Annotated in this window: 22 protein-coding genes and 1 pseudogene; 8 read left to right on the top strand and 15 right to left on the bottom strand. The window is 60.6% G+C overall.

Translation table 11 applies throughout. The features are described from left to right. Window positions 1-137: 137 nt before the first annotated feature. The gene (gene putA, locus N2600_RS28790; RefSeq protein ID WP_260299048.1) at window positions 138-3,845 is read right to left on the bottom strand and encodes a trifunctional transcriptional regulator/proline dehydrogenase/L-glutamate gamma-semialdehyde dehydrogenase; all 3,708 of its coding nucleotides are present in this window, start codon (window positions 3,843-3,845) and stop codon (window positions 138-140) included. A gap of 27 nt (window positions 3,846-3,872) precedes the next feature. Continuing rightward, window positions 3,873-4,079 (bottom strand): hypothetical protein, encoded by a 207-nt coding sequence (locus N2600_RS28785; protein ID WP_170279587.1) that lies wholly within the window; start codon window positions 4,077-4,079, stop codon window positions 3,873-3,875. Between the two features lie 172 nt (window positions 4,080-4,251). On the opposite strand from N2600_RS28785, the gene N2600_RS28780 reads away from it, so the two are divergent. Continuing rightward, window positions 4,252-4,746: an Lrp/AsnC family transcriptional regulator gene (locus tag N2600_RS28780; protein ID WP_170256631.1), complete on the top strand. Its 495-nt coding sequence runs from the start codon at window positions 4,252-4,254 to the stop codon at window positions 4,744-4,746. Between the two features lie 55 nt (window positions 4,747-4,801). On the opposite strand, the gene N2600_RS28775 is transcribed toward N2600_RS28780, so the two are convergent. Next, window positions 4,802-5,698 carry a LysR family transcriptional regulator gene (locus N2600_RS28775; RefSeq protein ID WP_260299047.1) on the bottom strand — a complete coding sequence of 299 codons (897 nt, stop codon included), beginning with the start codon at window positions 5,696-5,698 and terminating at the stop codon, window positions 4,802-4,804. Window positions 5,699-5,792: 94 nt separating this feature from the next. Between N2600_RS28775 and N2600_RS28770 the strand changes: the two genes are divergently transcribed. The 3 genes from N2600_RS28770 to N2600_RS28760 are packed head-to-tail and all read left to right on the top strand — an operon-like array spanning window position 5,793 to window position 8,243. Continuing rightward, the gene (locus N2600_RS28770) at window positions 5,793-6,980 is read left to right on the top strand and encodes an MFS transporter (protein WP_222385505.1); all 1,188 of its coding nucleotides are present in this window, start codon (window positions 5,793-5,795) and stop codon (window positions 6,978-6,980) included. A gap of 32 nt (window positions 6,981-7,012) precedes the next feature. Then, window positions 7,013-7,759, top strand: coding sequence for an SDR family oxidoreductase (locus N2600_RS28765; RefSeq protein WP_222295822.1), 747 nt, complete (start codon window positions 7,013-7,015; stop codon window positions 7,757-7,759). 13 nt (window positions 7,760-7,772) lie between these two features. Next, window positions 7,773-8,243 (top strand): cyclophilin-like fold protein, encoded by a 471-nt coding sequence (locus tag N2600_RS28760; protein WP_222281734.1) that lies wholly within the window; start codon window positions 7,773-7,775, stop codon window positions 8,241-8,243. 137 nt (window positions 8,244-8,380) lie between these two features. Here N2600_RS28760 and N2600_RS28755 read toward each other — a convergent pair whose 3' ends face one another. After that, the gene (locus tag N2600_RS28755) at window positions 8,381-9,418 is read right to left on the bottom strand and encodes a class I SAM-dependent methyltransferase (protein ID WP_260299046.1); all 1,038 of its coding nucleotides are present in this window, start codon (window positions 9,416-9,418) and stop codon (window positions 8,381-8,383) included. Window positions 9,419-9,598: 180 nt separating this feature from the next. Between N2600_RS28755 and N2600_RS28750 the strand changes: the two genes are divergently transcribed. Together N2600_RS28750 and N2600_RS28745 are read left to right on the top strand one after the other, a co-directional pair. After that, window positions 9,599-11,596: a putative bifunctional diguanylate cyclase/phosphodiesterase gene (locus N2600_RS28750; protein ID WP_170279582.1), complete on the top strand. Its 1,998-nt coding sequence runs from the start codon at window positions 9,599-9,601 to the stop codon at window positions 11,594-11,596. A 329-nt stretch (window positions 11,597-11,925) separates the two neighbouring features. After that, on the top strand, window positions 11,926-13,578 hold the full coding sequence (locus tag N2600_RS28745; RefSeq protein WP_260299045.1) for an acyltransferase: 1,653 nt from the start codon (window positions 11,926-11,928) through the stop codon (window positions 13,576-13,578). 11 nt (window positions 13,579-13,589) lie between these two features. Here N2600_RS28745 and N2600_RS28740 read toward each other — a convergent pair whose 3' ends face one another. Next, on the bottom strand, window positions 13,590-14,477 hold the full coding sequence (locus N2600_RS28740) for a LysR substrate-binding domain-containing protein (protein ID WP_222281754.1): 888 nt from the start codon (window positions 14,475-14,477) through the stop codon (window positions 13,590-13,592). 110 nt (window positions 14,478-14,587) lie between these two features. Here N2600_RS28740 and N2600_RS28735 point away from each other — a divergent pair, with 110 nt between their 5' ends. Then, window positions 14,588-15,841: an aromatic ring-hydroxylating oxygenase subunit alpha gene (locus tag N2600_RS28735; RefSeq protein WP_222385510.1), complete on the top strand. Its 1,254-nt coding sequence runs from the start codon at window positions 14,588-14,590 to the stop codon at window positions 15,839-15,841. A 10-nt stretch (window positions 15,842-15,851) separates the two neighbouring features. Then, window positions 15,852-16,922, top strand: a complete 1,071-nt coding sequence (locus tag N2600_RS28730) for a hybrid-cluster NAD(P)-dependent oxidoreductase (RefSeq protein ID WP_260299044.1) — start codon at window positions 15,852-15,854, stop codon at window positions 16,920-16,922. 47 nt (window positions 16,923-16,969) lie between these two features. Here N2600_RS28730 and N2600_RS28725 read toward each other — a convergent pair whose 3' ends face one another. From N2600_RS28725 to N2600_RS28680, 10 genes and pseudogenes are all read right to left on the bottom strand, one after another. Beyond that, window positions 16,970-17,983, bottom strand: coding sequence for a GlxA family transcriptional regulator (locus N2600_RS28725; protein WP_260299043.1), 1,014 nt, complete (start codon window positions 17,981-17,983; stop codon window positions 16,970-16,972). A gap of 10 nt (window positions 17,984-17,993) precedes the next feature. Further along, window positions 17,994-18,152: pseudogene (locus N2600_RS28720) on the bottom strand (proline racemase family protein); the annotation flags it as partial. A gap of 93 nt (window positions 18,153-18,245) precedes the next feature. Further along, complete coding sequence (gene gfa, locus N2600_RS28715) at window positions 18,246-18,818, bottom strand: S-(hydroxymethyl)glutathione synthase (RefSeq protein WP_222350848.1); 573 nt, start codon at window positions 18,816-18,818, stop codon at window positions 18,246-18,248. Window positions 18,819-18,872: 54 nt separating this feature from the next. Further along, on the bottom strand, window positions 18,873-19,709 hold the full coding sequence (gene fghA, locus N2600_RS28710; RefSeq protein WP_222281727.1) for an S-formylglutathione hydrolase: 837 nt from the start codon (window positions 19,707-19,709) through the stop codon (window positions 18,873-18,875). Between the two features lie 3 nt (window positions 19,710-19,712). Next, complete coding sequence (locus N2600_RS28705; RefSeq protein WP_222281726.1) at window positions 19,713-20,840, bottom strand: S-(hydroxymethyl)glutathione dehydrogenase/class III alcohol dehydrogenase; 1,128 nt, start codon at window positions 20,838-20,840, stop codon at window positions 19,713-19,715. 148 nt (window positions 20,841-20,988) lie between these two features. Further along, window positions 20,989-21,684, bottom strand: coding sequence for a dimethylsulfonioproprionate lyase family protein (locus N2600_RS28700; RefSeq protein ID WP_170259549.1), 696 nt, complete (start codon window positions 21,682-21,684; stop codon window positions 20,989-20,991). 14 nt (window positions 21,685-21,698) lie between these two features. Beyond that, complete coding sequence (locus tag N2600_RS28695) at window positions 21,699-22,628, bottom strand: electron transfer flavoprotein subunit alpha/FixB family protein (protein WP_260299042.1); 930 nt, start codon at window positions 22,626-22,628, stop codon at window positions 21,699-21,701. A gap of 25 nt (window positions 22,629-22,653) precedes the next feature. Further along, entirely contained in the window at window positions 22,654-23,403 is a 750-nt protein-coding gene (locus tag N2600_RS28690; protein ID WP_260299041.1) for an electron transfer flavoprotein subunit beta/FixA family protein, read from the bottom strand. A 34-nt stretch (window positions 23,404-23,437) separates the two neighbouring features. Beyond that, window positions 23,438-24,040 carry a dimethylsulfoniopropionate lyase gene (locus tag N2600_RS28685; protein WP_260299040.1) on the bottom strand — a complete coding sequence of 201 codons (603 nt, stop codon included), beginning with the start codon at window positions 24,038-24,040 and terminating at the stop codon, window positions 23,438-23,440. 48 nt (window positions 24,041-24,088) lie between these two features. After that, window positions 24,089-26,125 carry an NADH:flavin oxidoreductase gene (locus N2600_RS28680; protein ID WP_222281721.1) on the bottom strand — a complete coding sequence of 679 codons (2,037 nt, stop codon included), beginning with the start codon at window positions 26,123-26,125 and terminating at the stop codon, window positions 24,089-24,091. Window positions 26,126-26,183 lie beyond the last annotated feature (58 nt).

Raw genomic sequence — 26,183 nt, 5'->3', positions numbered from 1 at the left:
TGACGTGAATCGTCTACGCAAATGACTGGAATGACACGCTTCGCGTCATGCAGCGCTCAGAGGCCTTCTTCCCATCTTGAGTTTGATCGGCGATGGATGCCGACGATGATCATATTTTCAACGCCCTCGTCACTTACTCAGCCGATGGCCATGAGGCTTGCATTGCCGCCGGCAGCTGCAGTGTTGATCGACGTCGACACCTCCTCCAGCAGCCAATTCAGGCAATAGGCTTCGGGATCGCTCGCCAATTCCTCGGTCGTTGCGGCCTGGACCAACAGAAGCGGACCAGGCAGGTGGGCGATCTTCTGATTGACGGCCAGGACCCTGTCGCGATCCCCTTCGACGAGGGCACCGGAAAACGGCCCGTCCTTTTCCCAATCGGATGTCCAGGAAATCCGGCTGGCGACTGCCGCCGGAAGATCCGCCAGGACTGACTTCGATAGGGAGCCGGCGTCCACGACGATGTGGTTGCCGGTCGATAGGGCTGCGGCGATCTGACGATGAAGCCCGCCTTCCGTCTGCGGCACGATGAGAATACGGCCGCGGGGATGGAGCGCGTAGAGATTGAGCTCGCCGACCGGACCGGTGAGTTCACGTTCGAGACCGAGCGCCGAGCGGCTTGCATATCCACGCGCCGCTTCTCCCTCGCCCGATAAACCCTTCTTGTCGAGCCAGACGATGTAGTCACGAAGGGCAAGGTCCGTATGAACGGAATCCTGCTGCGGCGGCACGGGCGCACGCTGCACCAGCCGGCCGATATAGAGCGGACCGCCGGCCTTCGGTCCCGTTCCCGACAGGCCTCGGCCGCCGAACGGCTGCACGCCGACGACGGCGCCGATGATGTTCCGGTTGACGTAAAGGTTTCCAGCCTTGATGCGGCTGGTCACATGCGCGATCGTTTCATCCAGCCGGGTGTGAAGCCCGAATGTCAGACCATAACCCGATGCGTTGATGTCGTCGATCAGTCGGTCGAGCCCGTTTCGCTTGAAACGGATGACATGCAGCACCGGTCCGAAGACTTCCCTCGTCAGGTCCGACAGCGACTGGATTTCGATGATTGTCGGCGAAATGAAGGTTCCAGCGGCAGCACTTTCCGGCAGCGGCAGCTGATCCACCTTGCGACCTAAGCCTCTCATATGCTCGATATGCTGCTCGATCTCCGCCTTTGCGCTATCGTTGATGACAGGACCGACATCAACGCTCAGTCGATCCGTACGGCCGATCGTCAGTTCGCGGAAGGCGCCCTTCAGCATATTGAGCGTTCTGTCGGCGACATCGTCCTGAAGGCAGAGAACCCTGAGGGCCGAGCAGCGCTGACCGGCGCTGTCGAAGGCAGAGGCAATGACATCGGCCACCACCTGCTCGGCCAATGCCGAGGAGTCGACGATCATGCCGTTCTGACCGCCGGTTTCGGCGATCAGCGGAATAGGCTTGCCGCTCGCCGACAACCGTTCCGCCAGCTGCGCCTGGATCAGGCGGGCAACTTCTGTCGACCCGGTAAACATGACGCCTGCCGTCTCCTGAGCCCCGACCATGCCGGCGCCAAGACGGCCGCTGCCAGGCACGAACTGCAAGGCACCGACCGGCACGCCCGCCTCGTGAAGGATCTTCACGCTCTCCGAAGCGATGATGGGCGTGACCCCGGCCGGTTTCGCAAGCACGGGATTGCCGGCCACCAAGGCTGCGGCGACCTGTCCGGTGAAAATCGCCAGCGGGAAATTCCACGGGCTGATGCAGACGATCGGGCCGAGAGGCGCATGCGAGGGGCCGAGCGTCTTGCGCGCCTGCTCGGCGTAATACCGCAGGAAGTCGATCGCCTCACGCACTTCGCCGACGGCATTGGCCGCAGACTTTCCGGCCTCGCGCATAACGATGCCCATCAGCACCTTGATGCGGGCCTGCATGATGTCGGCGGCCCGTTCCAGGCAGGCCGCGCGCTCGGCCGGCGGTACGGCGGCCCATTGCGGCGCGTACTCCGCAGCCATGCAAACGATGCGCGTGGCGTCCTCGACCTTCACCTCGGTCACCGTGCCGACGACATCCCGGTGATCGGCAGGATTGAGAACATCGCGTGTTACCCCATCCGTAGAGCCATCCGCAAGAATGGGAAGCGCATGCCACGGCGCAGCAGCCGTAGAAGTGAGCGCCTCAGCCAAATCCAGAAGGGTGGCCTCGTTCGAGAGATCGAGACCATCGGAATTTACCCGAGCGTTGCCGTAAAGAGCCTTCGGCGAGGCGATCTGCGCGTGGGGCGCGCCAACGACAGGCATGGCTGCGACGATTTCGGCAGGATCGGCGATCAGGGCTTCGACCGAGACATTCGGATCGGAGATGCGGTGCACGAAGGAGGAATTGGCGCCATTTTCCAGAAGGCGCCGAACCAGGTAGGCGAGCAGCGTCTCATGTGTTCCCACAGGCGCATAAATGCGGCAGGGCCGGTCCAGTTTTTCCTTCCCGACGACCTCGTCGTAGAGCGGTTCGCCCATGCCGTGCAGGCATTGGAACTCGTATTTGCCGACGGTGAAATCAGGACCGGCCAGACGATAGATCGTGGCGAGCGTCTGCGCGTTATGGGTGGCAAATTGCGGGAAGACCGCATCCGGAGCATCGAGCAGCTTGCGCGCGGAGGCAACGTAGGCGACATCGGTGTAGATCTTGCGGGTATAGACCGGATAATCCTCGAGACCATCCAACTGGGCGCGCTTGATCTCGGCATCCCAGTAGGCGCCCTTGACGAGACGAACCATGATCCGGCGCGCGGAACGGCGCGCGAGATCGACGATGTAGTCGAGGACGAAGGGGCAGCGCTTGCCATAGGCTTGTACGACGAAGCCGAGCCCATTCCATCCGGCAAGCTCAGCGGCGAAGCAAAGCTCCTCGAGGAGATCGAGCGAAAGTTCCAGCCGATCGGCTTCCTCTGCGTCGATATTGAGGCCGATATCATAGGTCTTGGCGAGAGCGGCGAGCTTCTTCACCTTCGGCAGCAACTCGCTCATTACCCGTCCGGCTTGCGACCTTGCGTAACGCGGATGCAGGGCCGAAAGCTTGATCGATATGCCCGGGCCGTCATAGATGCCGCGCCCCTCCGACGCCTTGCCGATGGCGTGGATCGCCTTTTCGTAATCCCGGTAATAACGCTCGGCATCGGTGCCCGTCGTGGCGGCCTCGCCCAGCATGTCGTAGGAATAGCGGAAGCCGCGCGCTTCCACCGGCCGGGCGCGTTTCAGCGCCTCCGCAATCGTTTCGCCGGTGACGAACTGCTCGCCCATCATGCGCATCGCCATATCGACGCCGCGGCGGATGACCGGCTCGCCGGCGCGCGCGATCAGCCGCGTCAGCGCTGCCGACAGGCTTCGGTCGTTGACCGTCGACGTCAGCTTGCCGGTAACGACGAGGCCCCAGGTTGCGGCGTTGACGAACATGGATTTTCCGCCGCCGATGTGGGAGGTCCAGTTGCCCTCGGCGATCTTGTCGCGGATCAGCGCGTCCCGCGTTTCGGTATCGGGAATGCGCAGCAGCGCTTCGGCGAGGCACATGAGCGCCACGCCTTCCTGGCTGGAGAGCGAGTATTCCTGCACCAGCCCTTCGACACCGGTCCCCTTGTGCTTGGTGCGCAACGCTTCGATCAGGCTGCGGGCCGTACTGCGAATGTCATAACGTTTTGCCTCGGAGACACGCGCTGCGGCAACGAGCGGCGGCAGGCATTCGGTTTCCGGCCGGCGATAGGCTGCCGTGATGGCCTGGCGAAGTTCGGATTGCGGTCGGATCGGTGGCGCAAAGCCGAAAAACGGCGCGCCGTCGGCGGCGTCTTTGGATTGAGTAGTCTCGATCGCTGCATTCAACATGAAGGTCCCCATCAGTCGATATCTAGTTTAACGGATAAATGAGACGCCGGGTTCATCGTCCCAATCAGCGTCGTCCGAGGCGGCCGGGCCGGAATATTCCGTCTCGCGAAGCGGACGCGCATCCGGATTGTTGCGCTTGAGGGTGAGCGCCTCAGCAACCGCTCTTATCGCCACCGGTCGGTAGTGAGCGAGCAGGTCCGGCTTCTGATCGTCATCCGGTTCTTCCTTGCGCATGCATGACCCCATTTTGCGTGCGGCGCCGATGCGATCCTGGCGATCCGTCAGCGCCTGCGCCTTCCATCCCATTGCCGACGCACAAAGTATCACAGATCGCAGATCTCGATCTCACTTGATTTTTGCAGATATTAGCCTGTATGAACTTATTAAAGCACTCTTGAGAGTTCAAATGGCTGGCGAACCCGATATCTTTAGTGAATTGGACCAATTCGACAGAAAAATCCTCGCGGCTCTTGCCGAGGACGGCAGACTGTCGATCACCGATCTCGCGGCGCGTGTCGGCCTCTCGAAGACGCCGTGCCAGCTCCGCTTCAAAAGGCTGATCAGCGAAGGCTATATCGAAGGCTTCAAGGCCGTCCTCAATCCGTCGAAAATGCAGCTCGACCACATTGCTTTCGTCGAGGTGAAGCTCTCCGATACCCGCGAGAACGCGCTAAAAAGCTTCAACGATGCCATCAAGAAGATCAGCGAAGTCGAAGAATGCCATATGATCGCCGGCAGGTTCGACTATCTCCTGAAGATCCGCACCCGCGATATCGGCCGCTACCGCCGCGTCCTCGGCGAGCGCATCTCGACACTGCCCCACGTCGCCAGCACATCGACGAATGTCGCGATGGAAACGGTCAAGGAAGGCTGGGACAGGTCCGGTTCGAGTTTTTCGTGAATGTGATCCTTGGGGTGACCACCCGCCGCTGAGTTGCCGCAGAGTCCATCATTGGTTACCGATGCCGGTAGCGAAAGGCTTCGACGAAGGCGGAAAAAGCCGGGGACGGATGGCGCCGGCTGGGGTAATAGAGATGATATCCTTGGAACGTGGGTGCCCAATCCGCCAGCACTTCCTTCAGTTGACCGCTGTCACAATATTGCCGGACGAGCTCCCTCGGCACATAAGATAGCCCCGCCCCATCGAGAGCGGCATTGATCGCCGGCCCGATGTTGCTCATCACGAGCTGGCCTTCCACGCGAACGCTGAACTCGCGACCATCCTTTTCAAACTCCCAGGCATAAAGAGCGCCTGACGTCGGCAGACGCAGGTTGACGCAATTGTGGTTCGTCAAGTCATGCGGGGTCGAAGGCACAGGACGGGCCGCAAAATATTCGGGTGATCCGACCACGGCGTAAGAAATATCGGATCCAATGCGAACGGCCACCATGTCGCGCGCAATCGCTTCGCCGAGCCGCACGCCGGCATCGAATTGGCGCTCCACGATATTTGTGAAACCGTTGTCGACGATGAGTTCCACGGTGATATCGGGGTAATCCCGTAAAAATGCCGGCAGCCTCGAACGGAAGACCAGCTCCACGGCATCATCGGGACATACGAGGCGGACCTGGCCTGAGGGCTTGTCGCGCAACGCGCCGAGGGCACTGATCCCGGCGGCGATGCTCTCGAAATGCGGTTGGATGCTTTCCACGAGACGCGCACCAGCCGCCGTGGGAGCCACGTCCCGCGTCGTGCGGGAGAGAAGCCGGACGCCGAGCCGGGCCTCGAGCGCGCTGATCGTATGGCTCAACGCCGAGCGCGTGACTCCCAATTTTGATGCAGCGCGCGTGAAACTCCGCTCCTGAGCCACCTCCAGAAACGCACGCATTTCCGTGAACTCGTCGCGCCGCATTGTTGAATCTCCTTCATCACGACATTCAGATTATAGCTTCTAGTCGCCCAAAACCAGTCCGGCTATCTATCTGGCAACGGACAGGAGAACATGCATGACCGTCGAGTTGACATTGGATGAGACCTCACTCACGGACGACACGGCGACCTCATGGTCTGCTGTGACCTGTCTCTCGCTTCTCACTTTCCTGCTGGTGGGGCTGGAATTTCTCCCTGTGAGCCTTCTGACTCCAATCGCCACGGATCTCTCGGTGTCAGAGGGGCAAGCCGGATTGGCGATCACCGTGTCGGGAGTCTTTGCGGTTATCACCAGTCTTTTCGGCAATGCATTCCTGGCGAGGATCGACCGCAAGTCTGTCGTCCTGCTCTATACGGCAGTTCTTGTTGTATCGAGTTTGGCGGTTGCCCTTGCACCCAACTTCCTAGTCTTTCTCGTCGGGCGGTCCCTGGTCGGCGTTTCGATCGGCGGCTTCTGGTCGCTGTCGACAGCTATTCTGGCACGCCTGGCTTCGGACCGTGACCTGCCCAAGGCGATTGCCCTTCTGCAAGGTGGCACCGCATTCGCGCTCGTCCTTGCCGCACCGCTCGGCAGTTTTCTTGGCGGGTTGATCGGATGGCGCGGAACCTTCTTCATCACGGTGCCAATCGGAATTGCCGCGCTCGTCTGGCAACTGGTCGTCCTGCCGAGGATGCCGGCGGCATCAACCGTCTCGGTGGCCAGAATATTCGGGCTGCTGCGCAATCGCACATTCGCGATTGGAATGGCGGCGACCGCTCTCGCCTTCATCGGCCAGAACGCGCTGTCCATATATCTTCGTCCATTCCTCGAAGGCGTCACGGGCCTCGAATTGAATGTTCTGTCCATGGTGCTTCTCGGCCTTGGCGTCGGTGGACTGGCTGGAACCTCCGTCATTGGCTTCGTCGCCCGGCGGCACCTCCGCCTCGTTCTCGTAGGCCTGCCGGGTGCTCTTGCGCTCATTGCCCTGCTGCTGATCGTTCTCGGGCCGTTCGCCGCGGTTACGGCATCCCTGCTCGTCATGTGGGGATTTTTCTCAACCCCGATTCCGGTTGCCTGGAACACCTGGATGGCCGCCATCGTCCCCGGTGAGTTGGAAGCCGCAGGTGGGCTGCAGGTGGCGCTGATCCAACTTGCCATTGCCGGCGGCGCTTTCGCTGGCGGCGTACTGTTCGACACCGCGGGATGGTGGAGCACCTTCCTTCTGGCCGCCTGCCTTCTCGCCGGTTCGGCTGTCCTCGCCGCACTCGCCGGCCGCCGCGCCTGAAACCTTCCGAAACCTCAAAAATGGAGATCACCATGTCACAAGGAATCGAAAACAAAGTGGTCGTCATCACCGGCGCAAGCAGCGGGCTTGGCGAAGCCACCGCGCGTCACCTTGCTGAGCGCGGCGCGTCCGTCGTCCTCGGCGCGCGGCGTAGTGACCGTATCGCTACGCTGGCTGAGGAGCTGGCCGCCAAAGGCTATAGAGCCAAGGCAGCCCAAACCGACGTCACGGATCAACATCAAGTCAAGAAGCTCGTCGACACCGCCGTCAACGCGTTCGGCCGCATCGACGTGATGCTGAACAATGCCGGCCTGATGCCGTTGGCGCCGCTCGAACGGCTCAAGGTCGACGAGTGGGATCGCATGATCGACGTGAATATCAAAGGGGTGCTCTACGGCATCGCAGCAGCGCTTCCGCACATGAAGGCGCAGAAGTCCGGGCACATCATCAACGTGTCCTCCGTCTACGGTCATGTGGTCGATCCGGGTGCCACCGTCTACTGCGCGACGAAATTCGCCGTGCGCGCCCTCTCCGAGGGGCTGCGGAAGGAGGTGAAGCCATACAATATCCGCACCACGATCATTTCACCCGGCGCAGTGAGTACCGAACTGCTCGAACACATCAGCGAAAAGGACATCCAGGCGGGCACCAAGGAGTTCGTCAGCAGGATCGCCATCAGCGCGGACACCTTCGCCCGAACGGTCGCCTTCGCGGTGAACGAACCAGACGATGTCGACATCAACGAAATCTTGTTCCGGCCCACGGCTCAACCTGTCTGACGCGAGGCGCGCTATGTCGATGACATCCACGTTCATGAGCCGTCGCGCGATTTTGGGCGGAGCCTTGGCGGCCGCCGCCCTCCCTCTCGTGGCGCAAGGGCAGGACGGGCACAGCTCGACCACTCACAAGGTGTCAGATGTCAGGATCAGGATTGACTTCAACAAGCTTCCCCTGACGGCGACACTCTTCGATAATCCGTCGGCGCGCGATCTTGCTTCCATGCTGCCCCTAAACCTCAAGATCGAGGACTACGGCAGGAACGAAAAGATCGTCTATCTGCCGCGTAAGTTGACCGAAGAAGGCAGTGGTGCTTTCGGAAACGAGCAGGCGGGCGACCTTTGCTACTTCAAACCGTGGGGTAACCTGGCCCTGTTCTACGCGGATTACCGCTGGGACGGGTTGATCCGGCTCGGCCGCTTCGACGATGGCTTCGGTCCGTTGCTGGTGCGCGGCGCGTATCCGGTCCGCATTGAACGCATCTGACAAGGGCGTTTTGGGTGGAAACCTGAAATCGCTTTCCTCCCAAGCATGAAGAACCCAATGATTATAAATTTCCGCAAATAGGAGCAACGCCCCCTTTCCAGGCGGACTCTTTTTTTCAGGCCGAGCCAACGTGCGACCTAACGCGGTCTTTGAATTTCACAGTAGACAATGCTCCGGTTTGAGCCGGACCAAACAGAAACCTTCATATCAGCCCCAGTCGTGCTTTCGCCGGCGATCAAGCCCATCTCTCGTTCCGACCGCAACAGCAGGGCCCAGTTCATGAATGTCTCCATATAGCCATCGACGTCCGTCTCCGGAGAGAAGTTGGCGAATAGGAATGTGCCGCCAGGCTTAAGCATGCTGATGCACTTCCTGGTCAGCCTTACGGCTACCGCGTCAGGCAAATAGTCATAGAGACCCGCGGCATAGACGAAATCGAACATTCCCAACGCATGCCTTCCACCGAGCAGGGATTTGACCGACCCGTTCACCGCTTCGACGGAGGTGCCGGCGAAATCGCGGGCGACGGTTCCAACGCTGATCGGGTCTTGATCCAAAGCTACCCAGCGTCTGATCGCGCCGGCGCTCAGAGCGTGCGACAACGGCCCCTCGCGGAGATGCCCGGCGGCGATGGCAAGGACTTCAGTGGCGCCAGGTCGGGTCGAAGCAATTTCGTCTGCGCGGCGAGCCAGAATGTCTCGACGCTCCCTTACCGCGACGGATGACGAAGCATTTCGAGTGTAGCCGTAGATCGAGCGTCCCAAGTCGCTCGCTGATGCGACGGCTTCCTCAATCTCAGGTCTGCCGTAGATGAAATCGAGAAGACGTGCGTCGCCGGAATAGCCGCGCGGCTTTTCAAACGACCAGCGGGTCAATGGATCTTGATGAAGATAGTAAGCAACGGGATGAGATTGCGCGATCGGAACGATGACGTCCCACACCTCTGGATGAAAGCGCCGCCGCATCTGATGCAAGGCATCGGTAAGACGCTCGATGATCACATGAGGCTCGACGCCGGATTTGAACTGACGGATCGACACGTCAAGGCTGAGGGCAAGCTCGGCCTGGGCAACGATAAGATCGCCGGGATCCGGGGCAGCAACCCTCCTTGCCACCCGCCGAATTTCGCCAGGCGCAACAAGACTTTCACCGTCGAATACCAGACTTTGTTCCATTTCGAGATCCTCTTGACATAGCGTTAAGCATAATCAACCTCGGAATAGGATGCGACTAGAATCTACACGGGATAAGGGTAATTCTACTCTTGCGGGTCCGATGCTACCCCTCTAACAAAGCCAAGCAATAAGACAAACCGGTTGCAAGTTGCCGAATGCGATTTTGGAGGGCGCCGAAGTATGGCTTACTTTTCAACATACTTTAGATGGCTTTCGGGTCGGCGTCGTTGCATGATCGCGGCTTGCGATAATGTCCAGCGGGACGAACCAACCGCCGGCATTTCATTCGCCGAGGCCCTCAAGTCTCTGAAAATTGAAAATGATGCTGTCCGAAGGCAGAGCTCGCGGCACGGTCTTTGGATGGCGGTTGCCGTCTATGTGGCCTTCGCACTTCCCGACCGTTGGCTGATCCCCGACGTTGCGCCTGCGACGATCGCCGCTCGATTCGCTGTCGCGACGATCGCCCTGCTGGCGTTCGAAATCTTGCGGCTGGCAAATGCGAAAACCGCCTGGCTTGACATTACGTGCGCCACTGCACTGCTTGTGGGCTATGTAGGCTGGCTTTACCCGGCGATTGCCACCCACGACGTCACTGCTATGTCCTACTACATGATATTCGGCGCCATCTTCATGATGGGCGCCAACCTGTTTTTCAGTTTTCCGTTTCGGCTTTCGGTGATCACCTCCGGGCTCGTTCTCTGCGCGTTTTTCATTACGATCGAGGAACTTTTTCCTTCCAGCCAAACCTATAAGCTCGCTTTCGGGCTGTTCTACATTTCGTGCTTTGCTTTCACGTCTTTCGTCAATTGGCGATTGAATGTTGAGCGCCGAAACGTGTTGCTGAACGCGGCGGAGGCTCGCCACCAGCACTGGGAAGCGTCCGAACGAGGAAGGTCACTGCTCGAGCTTTCACATACCGACTACCTGACAGGCATAAGCAACAGACGCGCGCTGGATCGGCGGCTCGATGAATGCTGGGCCGCTTGGAAAGACGAACGCCGCGACTTCTCCGTGTTCCTGATCGACGTCGACTTTTTCAAACGCTTCAATGATCGCTACGGACATCAGGAAGGAGACCGATGCCTGACTGTCATCGCCAATGCGCTGAAGGCGGTTGTAGAGTCGTCCGATGGCATGATCGGCAGGTATGGTGGCGAGGAGTTTATCGTGGTCATGCCGGCGGCCCTTCCCAAGGTTGCGATGACTCTCGCCGAGAAGATCAGAATGGAAGTCGAGTCTCTTGCGATTGCTCACGACGAGCGACCAGACGATATATCGACCGTAACCGTCAGCATCGGCGTCGCCTTCACCCGCGAGAAAGTCGGAGAGAAAGTTGAACGAATAGTCCGTGAAGCCGACCTCGCTCTCTACAATGCCAAAGCAAGCGGCCGAAACTGCATTCGCAGTTTTGATCCGCTGCTGCCTCGCCCCGACGATTATGCCGGTAAACTCGTGCCCCTGCTCGCGGCAGCCATCGATCGCAAACTGGTCTCGCTCGTGTACCAACCGATTTTCGACGTGACGAACGGGAAAGCAAGGGCTGTCGAGGCTTTGATGCGCCTCAGGATGCCTGATGGCACGGCGGTTTCGCCGAAGACATTCATCCCGGTTGCAGAACGAAGCGGCGCTATCCTCGAACTGGGCAGGTGGGCGATCGAGACGGCATGCCGAGATATACTGATGACCGATCGCATGGCGACCGTCAGCGTCAACGTGTCGCCGATACAGCTGCGCTCCCCCGGCTTTGCCACTAGTGTCGCTGATATTCTTATTCGGTGCGGGGTCTGCGGGTCGCGATTAGCCTTGGAAGTCACCGAGGGCCTGGACATGGATATGCAGTCGGAGGTGCTCAAATGCATTGCCGATCTGCGCGCACTCGGCGTCGAAATCTGGCTTGACGACTTCGGCTCCGGCTTCGCGGGCCTCTCTTGGCTGAGGGCAATCGAGTTTCAGACGGTCAAGGTCGATAGAACCTTCCTGCATGACTGCTCGAACCCACGCGGTTTGACGATGCTTCAGGACATGATTGCTCTCATCCGCAATCGCGGGAATACGATCCTGGTAGAAGGCGTCGAAACGGCAGCACAGTTTTCCCTTCTCAAGGATCTTCGCATCGACCGCGCCCAGGGCTTTCATATGGGAATGCCGGTGAGCGCTGAACTTCTGAACGCGGCATAGCTCGACATCGAGGTTTCCAGATGGCTCAGCGCGCGGCCGATAATCGGTGCGCGTGCATCACGTCTCTGCAAATCGCGAATTCGGACAGGAGCCGCATCGACCGCCCGCATGGCAAACCGCTATGAGGGGCCATCCTACGGGCACTTGCGATCACATCGGTCGCCGGGAGGCCGGACCCGATCAAAGCAATTGGAGCCATTTCAACGAGGGCTGCGCCGCCATTGTCGGAAGTCTTGCTTTTGGACGAATCAGGCCGTCTTATGCAGCGAGGCAACGGATCGCCGAAGGCAGACGAATATTCGGCGGTTGACCTGAGAATGAGGATCGAGATGGATCACGCCAGCAGCCCGCAATCGTCAGTGAACGAAGAGAGGGAAGCGCGCAGGCTTCAATACCTGACCTGGGAACACATTGCGTCTGACCTTCGTCATCCCGCTCACCTCGCCCGCAGGGCGGAACTCCGGCGATCATGCGGTGCGGAGCTGGCCGAGACGTCCTACATCGCCGAGCAAGCCGCAATCTTCACCGAAAGCCTGACGATGGGCGAGCGGTCCTGGATCGCAGGGCACGCTCTCGTTCGTGGCCATGTGATTCTCGGCGACGATTGCACCATCAATCCCTATGCCTGTGTTTCCGGCACGGTAACGTGCGGCAATGGCGTTCGGATTGCTTCGCATGCCTCGATCGTCGGCTTCAATCATGGCTTCGACGATCCGACTATTCCCATACACCGTCAAGGCGTCGTCAGCATCGGCATTTCGATCGGCGACGATGTCTGGATCGGCGCCAACTGCGTGATCCTCGATGGCGCCACGATTGGAAACGGTGCGGTGATCGCCGCCGGAGCGGTGGTCACGGGAGACATTCCCGCCATGGCGATTGCCGGTGGCGTGCCCGCCCGGGTGCTGCGGAGCCGAGGCTCGGCACCCCGGAAAACAGGCAATGGCGACGTCGAAGATCAGTTGGTCAGGCTCGGTCAGAAAGCGAAAGACCAGTGGCCGGACATTCTGGCACGCTGGAAAACGCAAGGGACCTATCAATCGCTGGAAGCAGACGGCGTCCGCAGACCGGCGATCCGGCATCTCTGCGACGCAATCGAGATCGCTGCCGGCTTCGGCCAGCTGCCGCCCGACCTCCATCCGGCGGAGACTGTCGAGCTTCTCCAAGGTCTGCAGGACCGAGAGACCGGCCTTTTCCCGGAAGAGCATTCGCGAATGCATGGCAAGCCCCTCAGGGATGATCCAAAGGCGCTCTATAACGTCCTTGCGGTTGGCTATGCGCTTGAACTGCTTGGTTCCGGTCCACGCCAACCTGTCCATGCGGTCGAGCTCGGCGCCGGGGAGCTGGAAGAATGGCTGAGCGCCCTGCCCTGGTCGACCCGGGCATGGCACGCCGGAAGCGTGGTCGATGCGATCGGCACCGCCATGTACTTCAACGCGAGGTATTTTCGCATCAGGCATTCACGGCAGGCGCTCTTCGAGTGGCTGAGCCACAATGCCAACAGCGTTTCGGGGCTCTGGGGTGAACCGACCGCGGCGGAAGGATGGCTTCAACCGGTGAACGGCTTTTATCGCCTGACGCGCGGCACCTACGCCCAGTTCGGCGTGGCACTTCCGCATCCGCATGCCTCACTCGAAACGGTTCACCTCAACTATCGCAACCACAAGGGCTTCGTTGGTGCAAAATACAATGCGTGCAACCTGCTCGATACGATTCATCCACTGTTGCTGATTGCCCGGCAGACCGACTACAGGCGGGCCGACGGGGAGGCGATCGCCCGCAAGCTCATATCGAGGGCGTTGGATAGATGGCGGGATGGCGAGGGATTCCCGTTTGCCGACGGTGGTGAACCGAGCTTGCAGGGAACGGAAATGTGGCTTTCCGTCATTCACCTGGCGGCCGACTTCCTAGGACTGGCAGATTGCTTCGCATTCGTCCCTAGAGGCGTTCACCGGACGGCAACGGTGGGGCTGGGCATGTGACCACGCTTCGATCAACCGTGCAGTGATGCCGTCAGCCAAGCAGCGGCAAGGTCGCGCGCATTGCTTCGCTTGGATTTGATAGGCACGATCACATTGTAACGATCCTCCGCCGCAAGCTCGCCGCCGCCGATCTGCATCAAGGTTCCATCCTCCAGAAAGGTGCCGACCAGCATACGCCATCCCAAGGCAATGCCTTGCCCCGCGCGCGCGGCAGCGATGGTTTCGGTATAGTGGTTGAACCGAAGCGACGGCTTTACATTGAGGTTGGCGCCGGTCAGCGAAAACCACTGGGCCCAGCTATACCAGGATCGATCAAGGACGTCAGTCTCGATGAATTCGTCACTGGAGCCGAGCGGACCATCTCCTCGTCGCCTGAGATAGTCGGGAGAGCAGACGGGGCAAATGACGTCGCCGCGCGAGGCGATGACGGTGCTATCGCTGAACGGAGGCACACCATATCGAATTGCCACATCGACTTCGCCGTCGTCGAGAGCGAGCGGGCTGTCCTGGGATATCACCCGCACCAGAATACCCGGGTTCGCCCGGCGGAATTCGGCCAGCCGCGGCAGCAGCCAGAAAGAGGAGAACGCAACGGTCGCCCCTATGGTCAACACGTCCTGGCTGCGCGACTGGAGCGCTTCCACGCCCTCGGCAATATCGGCAAAGCTCTTGGCCAGGGTGGCTCCGAGGTTGATGCATGCCGCCGTCGGCTCGATCGCTCGATGCTTGCGCACGAATAAGGGCTGGCCGAATTCCTCCTCCAGCAATGCAATCTGCCTGCTGACCGCCGCCTGGGTGACGCCCAATTCGGCCGCAGCGGTGGTGAAGCTCTTCTTTCTGAGCACCGCCTCCAGGGTCACCAGGGCCGTCAGCGACGGGATCCGTCTTCTAAAGTGCATCACAGAACCCTCATCGCATGATAAAAACTTATGCGAAGCTAATTTTTTATGCCGTTGAAACATCGGAACTGCAAGGGCAATCTGGGGAAACTCTCGCATAAGAGGTTCTGATGCTAAACAAGCTCCCATCGTCCATTTCGGCTCTTCTCGACGCTCGTGCCAACGGTCACTCTCTGCCGGCCGGCCTTTACGTCAGAGAAGACGTGTTCGAAGCAGACATCGACGTCTTCTTCCACAATCACTGGATCTGTGTCGGTCTCGATTGCGATGTTCCCGAACCCGGCGACGCCACGGTCATCGATATCGGCAAGACGAGCCTGATCCTTCTGCGCGACGACGACGGAGAAATTCGCGTCCTGCACAATGTCTGCCGCCATCGCGGCTCCCGCCTTCTCGATCCGGGCAAGACGATCGTCTCGAAACTCGTCTGTCCCTATCACACCTGGACATACGAACTGACCGGTGAGCTCAGCTACGCGCCTCACATGGGCAAGGACTTCGACAAGGAGTGTCGGAGCCTCAAGCCCGTCACTTTCAAGTCGATCGGCGGACTGATTTATGTCTGTCTTTCCGACAATCCGCCCGAGGATATTGCCATCCTCGAACAGGCCATGACCGAGCGCCTCGCCCCCTACGATATCCGGAACGCAAAGGTTGCCTTCCAAACGGATGTCATCGAGGACGGCAACTGGAAGCTGACGATGGAAAACAATCGTGAATGCTACCATTGCTCCGCGAACCACCCGGAGCTCTGCGTCTCCTTCGTCGATCTCGACTTCGGCTTCGACCCCGAGACGCTGAGCCCGGAGGATCGCGAACAGGCCGAGGAGCATTTCAGGCTGTATGAAGAGCGGACGAAGGCGTGGGAGTCCGACGGCTTTCCCTCGGCTGCCGTCGAGCAGCTCGCCGATTGCGCCACCAACTTCCGCACCCAGCGGCTGATCATCGCAGGCGCCGGCGAATCCCAGACCCACGACGCCACCGCCGCATCCTCCAAGCTTCTCGGTCACATGACCCGCAAGGATCTCGGCGACACGCATCTTTGGGGCCACAACAGCTGGAACCACTTCATGGGCGACCATGCCGTGGTGGCAACCGTCATTCCGCTCTCCGCCGGCAAGACGCTTGTGAGGACCAAGTGGCTGGTCCACAAGGACGCCGTCGAAGGCGTGGATTACGATCTCGACAAGCTGACGGATGTCTGGGTCGCGACGACGGACCAGGACGCCGATCTCGTCGCGCGCTCCCATGCCGGCACTCTCGACCCAGCATATCAGCCAGGCCCCTACTCCCGGTTTTCCGAGACGAACCTCGACAAGTTCGCCAGCTGGTACATCGATCGGATGCGCGCCCATGGATACTAGGAGCCCGCAGATGCCCGTAGCCAGGGCCGCCCTTCACGACGTCTGGAACCCGGAAGAAGACGACGCGCTCGTCTGCCTTGACGTCCAGCAGGAGACCCATGACGTCAAGACCTTCACCTTCGCTTCGCGCGACGGCAAGCGGTTCGCGTTCAAGGCCGGCCAGTATTTTCTGTTCGACCTGGAACACAATGGAGAGGCTGAAAACAGGTGCTACAGCATCTCCTCCTCGCCGCATCGGACGAACGCTTTCTCCGTGACGGTGAAGCGCGTGCCCGGCGGAAAGATCTCCAACTGGCTTCACGACACACTGGTTCCCGGGGCGACCGTCAAGGCGAACGGCCCACTTGGCCATTTCATCAGGCCCGAGCGGTCGCGACGTAAGCTTCTGCTGCTGTCGGGCGGCTCCGGCATCACCCCCGTCATGTCCATTCTGCGGGAACTCGCCGACAGTTGCGAACCTGCCGACGTCGTCTTCATGCATGCTGGACGGACGCCGCAGGACCTGATCTTTCGCGACGAACTGGCCTGCATCGCCCGCAGGCTGAAAGGCCTTCGCCTGCATTTCCTCCCGGAGACCGTGGCCGGCGAGCCGTCCTGGCCCGGTCTGACCGGTCGCATTTCGAAAGACTATATTAGGCTTGCGGTTCCCGATATCGCCGAGCGGATCGTGATGTGCTGCGGCCCCGCACCGTTCATGGCCGCCGCGCGCGGCATTGCAGCCGAACTCGGCGTGCCCGCCTCAAATTATCTGGAAGAAAGCTTCGACGCAGCGGTCATTGACGAACCCGAAATCCCTGCGATTCAGGAGGCAGCCGCCAAAGTCTTTCAGGTCACCTTCTCGAAGCAGGCCCGCAGCATCGAGGTAACAGGCGACCAGAGCGTGCTTTCTTGTGCGAAGAAGTCAGGCGTCAGGATCCCGTCGTCCTGTGCGAATGGCGTCTGCGGCACCTGCAAGTCGAAGCTTACGTCAGGCACGGTCGACATGAACCACAATGGCGGAATCCGCCAGAGGGAAATCGACGCCGGCTTCTTCCTGCCCTGCTGCTCCAAGCCGCTGAGCGATCTGGTCATCGAGCGCTGAACGCCGGGTACCGCACCACCCGAGGAAGATGTTGCGGGATTGCGCGTTCAGTGCGCTCTCAAAGCTGCCGCGCGATGCTGCGAAGGCGTTTGCCCGAATGTGCGCTTGAACGTTCTCGTAAACTGCGAGGCGTTTTCGAAGCCAACATCAAGCGCGATCTCGATCAGAGGCGCCTTCGATTGGGCAAGGATCGACTTCGCCCGCTCCATACGAACACGACTATAGGCCTTGGCAGGAGACATGCCCGTCTTGTCGATGAAGATTCTCTCCAACTGCCGTCGCGAGAGTCCAACCGTGCCGGCAAGCTTCTCGATCGACATGCTGCCGTCGACGAACTGCTCCATCGTGATCATCGCCGCCTTGACGCGGGCATCGTCATAATCGTCGTAAAGCGGACGCCGGGGCTGGACGTCCGCAGGTGCGCGGGCTCTCTCGATCTGCAGCACCTCCAGCGCGTTTCGTTCGGCGTCGCGGCTGATGTATTTCCTGACCAACAGCGCCGCCATGTCGGCTGAACTGCTGCCGCCGGCGCAAGACCCACGCTGGCGGTCGAGATTGAAGAGCCGGTCGGAACGAACGCTGAGGTCAGGAAACCGCTCCCGGAACTCCTTGTAGTGCAGCCAGCTCACACAGGAGTCATGCCGCTTCATCAGGCCGGCCGCAGCGAGAATGAACGAGCCCGTGCACACGCCGATCAGCGGCACCTTCTTGGCGTCCGCCTGCTTGAGAAAAGCGATGGTCGCCTGGTCGACAGGGTTCTCCACCGTCAGAAGACCGCCGACGACCACAATGTAATCGAAGCGTGACGGATCGACAAAATCGGACGTCGGAGCGACCTGGACGCCGCAGCTCGCGGTGATCAGATGCCGCGTGCTGCCGATCACCTGCCAGTCGGCAAGAATCCTTCCGGAACGATCCTGCTCGTCGCTGGCAAGCCGCAGTGTGTCCACGAAGAGCGCGAAGGCGGACAGCGTGAACGATCGCGCCAGAACGAACCCCACCTTGAGCCGGGCAGCGGGCTTCGCGGCGCCGTCTGCCTGCCGATGCTGTCCGGGTCGCATGGTCATCTCATCACCGTTTCTGAATGCATTCACGAATCTGAAAACCGTGCGCCAGCGGATCACGATCGTCAACGAAAATGGTGTTGTGGCCGATGACGCGCGCCCAGCCTCCGATGCTTGGAAGAATGCCGCTGTAGGGTCCAATGCGTGCTTCGGCTTGGACCCGGCCAACCTGGCCGTCGAAAAGCCGTGCGCAGCCATCCGGAATATCCCGATATCCGGATATCGCCGGGGAGCGCCGCTGCGGCGCTCCCCGATCTCGTCACGCGGCCAGGACGCCGCTCTTCTTCGCGGTCCAGGTTGCCATATAGTCCATAAGTCCCGGGTTCAGGCAGTCGTAGGGCTCGAGGCCCGATGCCTTCAGCTGCGCTCTGACGGCGTCCATCTTGGCGGGGTCGAAGCCGCTTTCGATGATCGACGACACAAAGGCCGCAAAGCCCGGCTTCGCCCAGCCGCTTTCCTGAAAGCGCTCCGGATGGACGAACGACAATCCCTGGAACGGATGTTCGCGCATGACCGGCCCATACATATGAACGCCGCATTCCTTGCAGGCGTGGCGCTGGATCAAGGCTGTGGAATCGACGACGGCGAGCTTATCGCCATTCTCCTGGACTTCGACGCTTTCGGTTGGCGCGACGGCCACGACCGAAAAGACGGCACCGTCGGGCTTCCAGCACTTCGTGCAGCCGCAGGCGTGATTGTGGGCGATATCACCTTTGATCCTGACCTTCACGGGATTGCTTGTGCACTTGCAGACGAGCGTCCCGCCTGCGAAAGCAGCGTCAGTCGCCCGAAAGCCTGAATCCACTGCCGGATGTATGGCTATGCTGGTCATGGGTTTCTCCTCCCCTTCTGGGCCGTTTGCGATATGCCCGGCCAAGCTCTGCAATCAGTCTCCCAATCTTCGCGCGTGCCAGCGCAGATGGTCTTCCATGAATGTCGAAATGAAGAAGTAGGAGTGGCCGTAGCCTTCCTGCATGCGAAGCCGCAGGCTGATGCCGGCCGTCTCACAGGCTTGCCTGAGCTCGTCGGGGCGCAATCCATCCTCCAGGAAGCTATCCGCCGTCCCTTGATCGACGAGGAATTCCGGGAACCGGTGCCCGTCTTCGATCAGCGAGCAGGCATCATACGCCCGCCAGCGCGCTTCATCCGCTCCGAGATATTTTCGGAATGCCGGCTTTGACCAGCCGGAGACCGTGGGATGGCTGATCGGCGCGAAGGCCGAGCAGCTGCCGAAACGTTCGGGGTTCTTGAGCGCGATCGTGATCGCGCCATGCCCCCCCATCGAGTGACCGAAGATTCCCTGTCGCGTCATGTCGACCGGAAACTCGGCCGCGATAAGCTTCGGCAATTCGTCGACGATGTAGCTGTACATCCGATAGTTCTGTGCAAACGGCGGCTCGGTGGCATCGACATAAAAGCCGGCGCCCTTGCCAAACTGCCAATTATCCGGTTCGTCCGGGACGGCTTCGCCCCGCGGGCTGGTGTCGGGGCAGACGATGACGAGACCAAGCTCGGCCGCAAGCCGCCGATATTCGCCCTTGTCCATGACATTGGCGTGCGTGCACGTCAGGCCGGACAGGTACCAGAGAACCGGCAGCTTCCGTGCTTTGGCCTGCGGCGGCAGGAATACCCCAAAGGTCATGTCGCAGTCACAGACATCCGAGCGATTGACGTAAACGCCCTGGGTGCCGCCATGAGATTTTTCGGTCGAGATGGTCTTCATGGCTCAGTACACGACCACGCCGCGGATGCTTTCGCCCTTGTGCATCAGCTCGAAGCCCTTGTTGATGTCTTCGAGCGGCATGGTGTGGGTGATCATCGGATCGATCTGGATCTTGCCTTGCATGTACCAGTCGACGATCTTCGGCACGTCGGTGCGGCCGCGCGCGCCGCCGAAAGCGGTGCCCATCCAGTTGCGGCCGGTGACCAACTGGAACGGACGGGTGGAGATTTCCTGGCCGGCGCCGGCAACGCCGATGATAATCGACTTGCCCCAGCCGCGATGCGAGGCCTCCAACGCCTGACGCATCACCTTGGTGTTGCCGGTGCAGTCGAAGGTGTAGTCGGCGCCGCCGATCAGGTCGCCGTGGCGCTTCGTCAGGTTGACGAGATAGGGCACGATGTCGTCGCCGACCTCCTTCGGATTGACGAAGTGGGTCATGCCGAACTTTTCGCCCCAGGCCTTGCGGTCAGGGTTGATATCGACGCCGATGATCATGTCGGCACCAGCAAGCTTCAGACCCTGGAGCACGTTGAGGCCGATGCCGCCAAGGCCGAAGACGATCGCCGTCGAGCCGATCTCGACCTTGGCGGTGTTGATGACCGCACCGATGCCGGTCGTGACACCGCAGCCGATGTAGCAGATCTTGTCGAAGGGGGCGTCCGGGTTGACCTTGGCAAGGGCGATCTCCGGCAGCACGGTGAAGTTCGAAAAGGTCGAGCAACCCATATAGTGATGGATCTTGTCCTTGCCGATCGAAAAGCGCGAGGTGCCGTCCGGCATCACGCCCTGGCCCTGGGTCGCGCGGATCGAGGTGCAGAGATTGGTCCTGCGGGAAAGGCAGGAATAGCATTCGCGGCATTCCGGGGTGTAGAGCGGAATGACGTGGTCGCCCTTCTTCACCGAGGTGACGCCGGGGCCGACATCGACGACGATGCCGGCACCCTCATGGCCGAGGATGGCCGGGAAGAGGCCTTCGGGATCGGCGCCCGACAGGGTGAAATCATCGGTGTGGCAGATGCCCGTCGCCTTGACCTCGACCAGCACTTCGCCGGCTCGCGGCCCCTCCAGCTGCACGGTCATCACTTCGAGCGGTTTTCCGGCCTGTGTGGCCACGGCGGCGCGAACGTCCATTTTGATATCCTTCCTGTCAAATTGAATTATGATGCTGCATATTCGAAGGGGCCAGCTCTCGCCGATCTGCTGCTGGTTCACCGCGAGACTTCACGCTCTCGCGTTCGGCTTTTCGTTCATCTCAGGCTCGCTGTTGCCAAGGACCCTATCACCTCTCCCGCTCAATCTGGCACCAGACCGCCAGCAGCGGCCGGGCTGTGCATCTTATCGCGAAAGATTGGCCGGCGTCGTTCGCAAAGACCGTCCCGATAGCGGCAGAGAACCACTCGGAATCGCCAAGGCGGATTTCACCCGGCGAAAGCAGAATGAAGGCGCGGGGCTGCGTCTGAACATGATCGGGAAATCTTGTATAGCGATCCATGTAGATCACGCCGACCCTGAGATCGGCGCGCTCCTCCATGCCGCCGGGACCGACCAAGACCGCATGGGAATGCGTATCGCCGAAATTCAGGCTTGCAAACGGACCCGAGCGGCCGCGTCTCCAGAGCAGCTGGTCGGCGAGACTACGGAACTGGCTGGCGATCGCCTCGTATTTCCGTCCCGATTTTGCAAGATGGCCGATGGCGTCGTCCAGCCCTTCCGGCGCGCCGGGAAGAGGCCCGCCCTCCGGACGCACCTTGCCGGTCTTGAGCAGCCTCTGGAGGACCTTGCCCGCGACGAAACTGGCGACGGCAGGAGCCTCGGCCGACAACATCAGCCCGCCGATGTCATTGAGGAATTCCTGCAGCGGCCGAGAGCGCCTCTCCCTGCCGATGTCGTGCAGCCGTATATATGCCGGCTTCTCGTCATCGTTGAGAAGAAGGTCGGCACCAGGTTTGATTGGACGTCCCACGACGCGCGCCACGTTCGGTCTCCCCGCTAGAGCGCCTTTTGCAATTCCGGTAAGACATCGAAGAGATCGGCGACCAATCCGTAGTCGGCGACCTGGAAGATCGGCGCCTCCTCGTCCTTGTTGATGGCGACGATCACCTTCGAATCCTTCATGCCGGCCAGATGCTGAATGGCGCCTGAAATGCCACATGCAATATAGAGCTGCGGCGCCACCACCTTGCCGGTCTGGCCGACCTGCCAGTCGTTCGGCGCATAACCGGCATCGACGGCGGCTCTGGATGCGCCGACGGCAGCACCGAGCTTGTCGGCGAGCGGCAGGATGACTTCCCTGAACTTTTCCGCCGAGCCGAGTGCCCGGCCGCCGGAGATGATGATCTTCGCCGAGGTCAGTTCCGGCCGGTCTGAGGCCGACAGCGCGTCTCCGATGAAGGTCGACAGCCCCGGGTCGGAAACCGCCGGGATTGCGTCGATCGTTGCCGAGCCACCCTCCGGCGCGGAGGCAAAGGATGCGGTGCGCACGGTGATCACCTTCTTGGCGTCCGTTGCCTGCACCGTCTGGATGGCATTGCCGGCATAGATCGGCCGCTTGAAGGTGTCGGACGAGATCACCTCGATGATTTCGGAGACCTGGGCGACGTCGAGAAGAGCGGCGACGCGCGGCAGCACATTCTTGCCGACCGAGGTGGCAGCCGAGATGATCGTGTCGTAGCTTCCGGCCAGCGAGACGATCAGATCGGCCAGCGGCTCGGCCAGATTGTTGGCGAGTTCGTCGCTTTCGGCCAGCAGCACCTTGGAGACGCCGGCAAGCTTGGCGGCGGCATCGGCAGCGGGCTTGGCAGCCTTGCCGGCGACGAGAATATGAACATCGCCGCCGATCTTAGTGGCGGCCGTCAGCGCCTTGGCGGTCTGATCGGACAGGCTGGCATTGTCGTGGTCAGCCAGAAGAAGAATGGTCATGATGATGGCTCCTGTTCCCAGCTGATTACAGCACGCCGGCTTCGTTTTTGAGCTTGTCGATCAGTTCGGCGACCGACTTGACCTTGACGCCGGCCTTGCGGCCCGACGGTTCCTCGGTCTTCAACACTTTGAGGCGCGGCGTAGTGGAGACGCCGAAATCGGCAGGGCTCTTCTTGTCGAGCGGCTTCTTCTTCGCCTTCATGATATTCGGCAGCGAGGCATAACGCGGTTCGTTCAAGCGCAGATCTGATGTGACGACCGCCGGCAGCTTGATCTCGATCGTCTGCAGGCCGCCATCGACTTCGCGGGTGACAGTTGCTTTGCCATCACCGATCTCGATCTTCGAGGCGAAGGTCGCTTGGGCGATTCCCATCAGTGCTGCCAGCATCTGGCCGGTCTGGTTCGAATCGTCGTCGATCGCCTGCTTGCCAACGATGATCAGCCCCGGCTGTTCGGCATCGGCAACAGCCTTCAAGATCTTGGCGACAGTGAGCGGCTCGATTTGATCGTCGGTCTCAACCAGGATCGCCCGATCGGCGCCCATCGCAAGGGCGGTCCTCAGCGTCTCCTCGGCCTTGGCCGGACCGATCGAGACGACCACCACTTGCTCGCACTTGCCGGCTTCCCTCAGCCGCAGCGCCTCTTCCACCGAGATCTCGTCGAACGGGTTCATCGACATCTTCACATTGGTTAGCTCGACACCCGTGTCATCCGGCTTCACCCGGATCTTCACGTTGTAGTCGACAACCCGTTTGACTGGGACGAGAATCTTCATGGGCAACTCCCCTTTATTTCTAAACTGCTGGCCGTCAGTTCGGCCGTTCGGCAAGCAATGCCCAGAAGGCGAAGAGCGGCGTGTCGAGCGACCTCATGGCATGTCGGATGTCAGGGACATTGTAGAACGACCCACCGATACCTGGCGAGAACCAGTCTCCCTCTCCTTGCTGGAACTCTCCATCGGAAAGCACGAGATAGACTTCCTCGGGCGCATGATCATGATCCGGATAGCGCACGTGAGGCGCCATCAACGTCACACCGATCCACAGATCGCTCCGCTCTTCCAATCCTCCCGGGCCGATAATCATGGCATTGGCATGCCCATCGACAAAATTGTCGCTGGCCGTGTGGTCATACTTGGTGCGCCGATGCCATTCAAGCATTGGCTCGACGCCTTTGAACCCCTCGATCAAACGTGTCAGCGAAGGATAGGACGTATCGAAGGAAAGCGCCACATCAAGCTGAGCACACACGGGCAATCGGCTTCCCGGCCCCGTACGCGCGATCCCTGGGCGCTCCAGCGCCGCAAAAATCTGACGGACCGAACGGCGGGCCTCTGGGGCCTTCGCGAACTGGTCGAAAGCCGCGAAAGCCGCATCCAGGAAGATCTGGAGGCTTTCATTGCGTAACCTCATGTCATCACCTCCCGAGACGATCGACCGGCAAGCGGTCCACTGTAGCGATTAGATATCTTTCGCGATGCGCAGGCCGTCATAGACGGCGGCATGGGTGTTGCGTGCGGCGACCGCGTCGCCGATCCGGAACAGCTGAAACTTGCCATCAGGATTGCGGATCACGGACTGCGGCTCTCCGGAAAGAAGCTGGTCGTGCGACATTTCGCCGAGATTGCTCGAGCTGGGTTTCAGTTCGAAATAGAGCTCGTCGAGCGGAATGGTCCCATGATTGACGACGATCTGGTCGAAGCTCTGCTGCCTGGCAATCCCGCCGTAATCGCTGCCGACATGGGCGACGAGCTGGTTGCCGCTCTTCTCGACGGCCTCGAGACGATAGGTGACGGTGAAGGTCACGTCGTGCTTCTGGAGAGACCGCATATAGGGCACCAGGTTCATGGCCATGACCTCGGGCGCGAAGGAGCGGTCCGGCGTCATGATCTCGACCTTGGCGCCCGCCTTGGCGAGGAACTCAGCTGCCTGGAGGCCGGCATGGTCGCCGGCATCGTCGAAGATCAGCACGTTGGTTCCAGGCTTCACGTCGCCGGAGATGATGTCCCATGACGAGACCACCAGCTCGTTGCCGCTGGCGAGAACCTCGGTATGCGGCAAGCCGCCGGTCGCGATGATGACCACATCGGGATTCTCGGCTCCGATGGTGTCCGCTTCCGCCCATGTGTTGAAGTGGAAGGTGACGTCGTATTTCTCGCACTGGCTCATGCGCCAGTCGATGATGCTGCTCATCTCCCTGCGGCGCTCGCTTTGGGCGGTGAGCCGGATCTGACCGCCGGGATTGTTCGCCGCTTCGAAAACCACGACCTGGTGGCCGCGTTCTCCGGCGACGCGCGCCGCTTCCAGACCGGCCGGGCCGGCGCCGACGATGACGACCTTTTTCCTGGCGTCGGCCTTCGCCACGATATGCGGCATGGTCAGTTCGCGGCCGGTGGCGGCATTGTGGATACAGAAGGCGGCCCCGCCCTGGTAGATGCGATCGAGACAGTAATTGGCGCCGACGCAAGGACGAATATCGTCTTCGCGCTTTTCCATGATCTTGCGGACGATATGGGGGTCCGTCATGTGAGCGCGTGTCATGCCGATCATGTCGACCTTGCCGGAGGCGATCGCGTGGCGCGCGGTGGCGACGTCAGGGATTTTCGCCGCATGGAAGGTCGGGAAATCGGTTGCGGCGCGAATTTCGCCGGCGAAATCGAGATGCGGTGAATTCGCCATGCCCTGGATCGGGATCACGTCGGTCAGACCCGCATCGGTATCGATGTGACCGCGGATCACGTTGAGGTAATCGATCAGGCCACTTGCCTTCAGGCGCTTGGAAATTTCGATCCCGTCGCCCTTGCCGGTGCCGCCGGGAAGACATTCGTCGGCAGTATAGCGCACGCCGAGAATGAAGTCGTTCCCCACCCTTTGCCGGATCGCCTTGAAGACATCGAAGCAGAAGCGCAAACGGTTGTCGAGGGAGCCGCCATAGGGACCATCGAGCTCGTTGGTGAGCGGAGACGTGAACTGATCGATCAGGTGGCCGTAGGCTTCCAGTTCGACACCGTCCATGCCGCCTGCCTTCATGCGCTCCGCAGCGTCGGCGAAATCCTTGATGATGCGCTCGATGTCCCAATCTTCCATCTTCTTCGGGAAGGAGCGGTGGGACGCCTCGCGATGATGCGATGGCGCCACGACCGGCAGCCAGTCGCCCTTGTCCCAGCGCGTGCGCCGGCCGAGATGAGTGAGCTGGATCATGATCGCCGCACCCTCTTCATGCACGGCGTCGGTCATTTCCCTAACCCAGGGCACGATCTCGTCCTTATAGGCGAGCAGGTTGTTGAAGACCGGCGGGCTGTCCCTGGAAACCGCGGCCGAGCCAGCCGTCATCGTCAAGGCCACGCCGCCCTTTGCCCGCTCCACCGTATAGGCGCGATACCTCTCCTTTGGCATGCCGTCCTCCGGATAAGCCGGCTCGTGGGAGGTCACGATGATACGGTTGCGTAGCGTCAAATGCTTGAGCTGGTAAGGCTGAAGAAGGGGATCGTTCGACATGGGCGGCGGTTCCGGATTAAAACGTCAGAGGAGACGCTAAGCACAATGTACATATGTG

Origin of the sequence: Rhizobium sp. WSM1274, from assembly GCF_025200775.1 — a bacterium.
Classification (GTDB): Bacteria; Pseudomonadota; Alphaproteobacteria; order Rhizobiales; family Rhizobiaceae; genus Rhizobium; species Rhizobium leguminosarum_I.
Note: the sequence above shows the minus strand (reverse complement) of the source record. Positions and strands in the feature narration are given on the sequence as shown.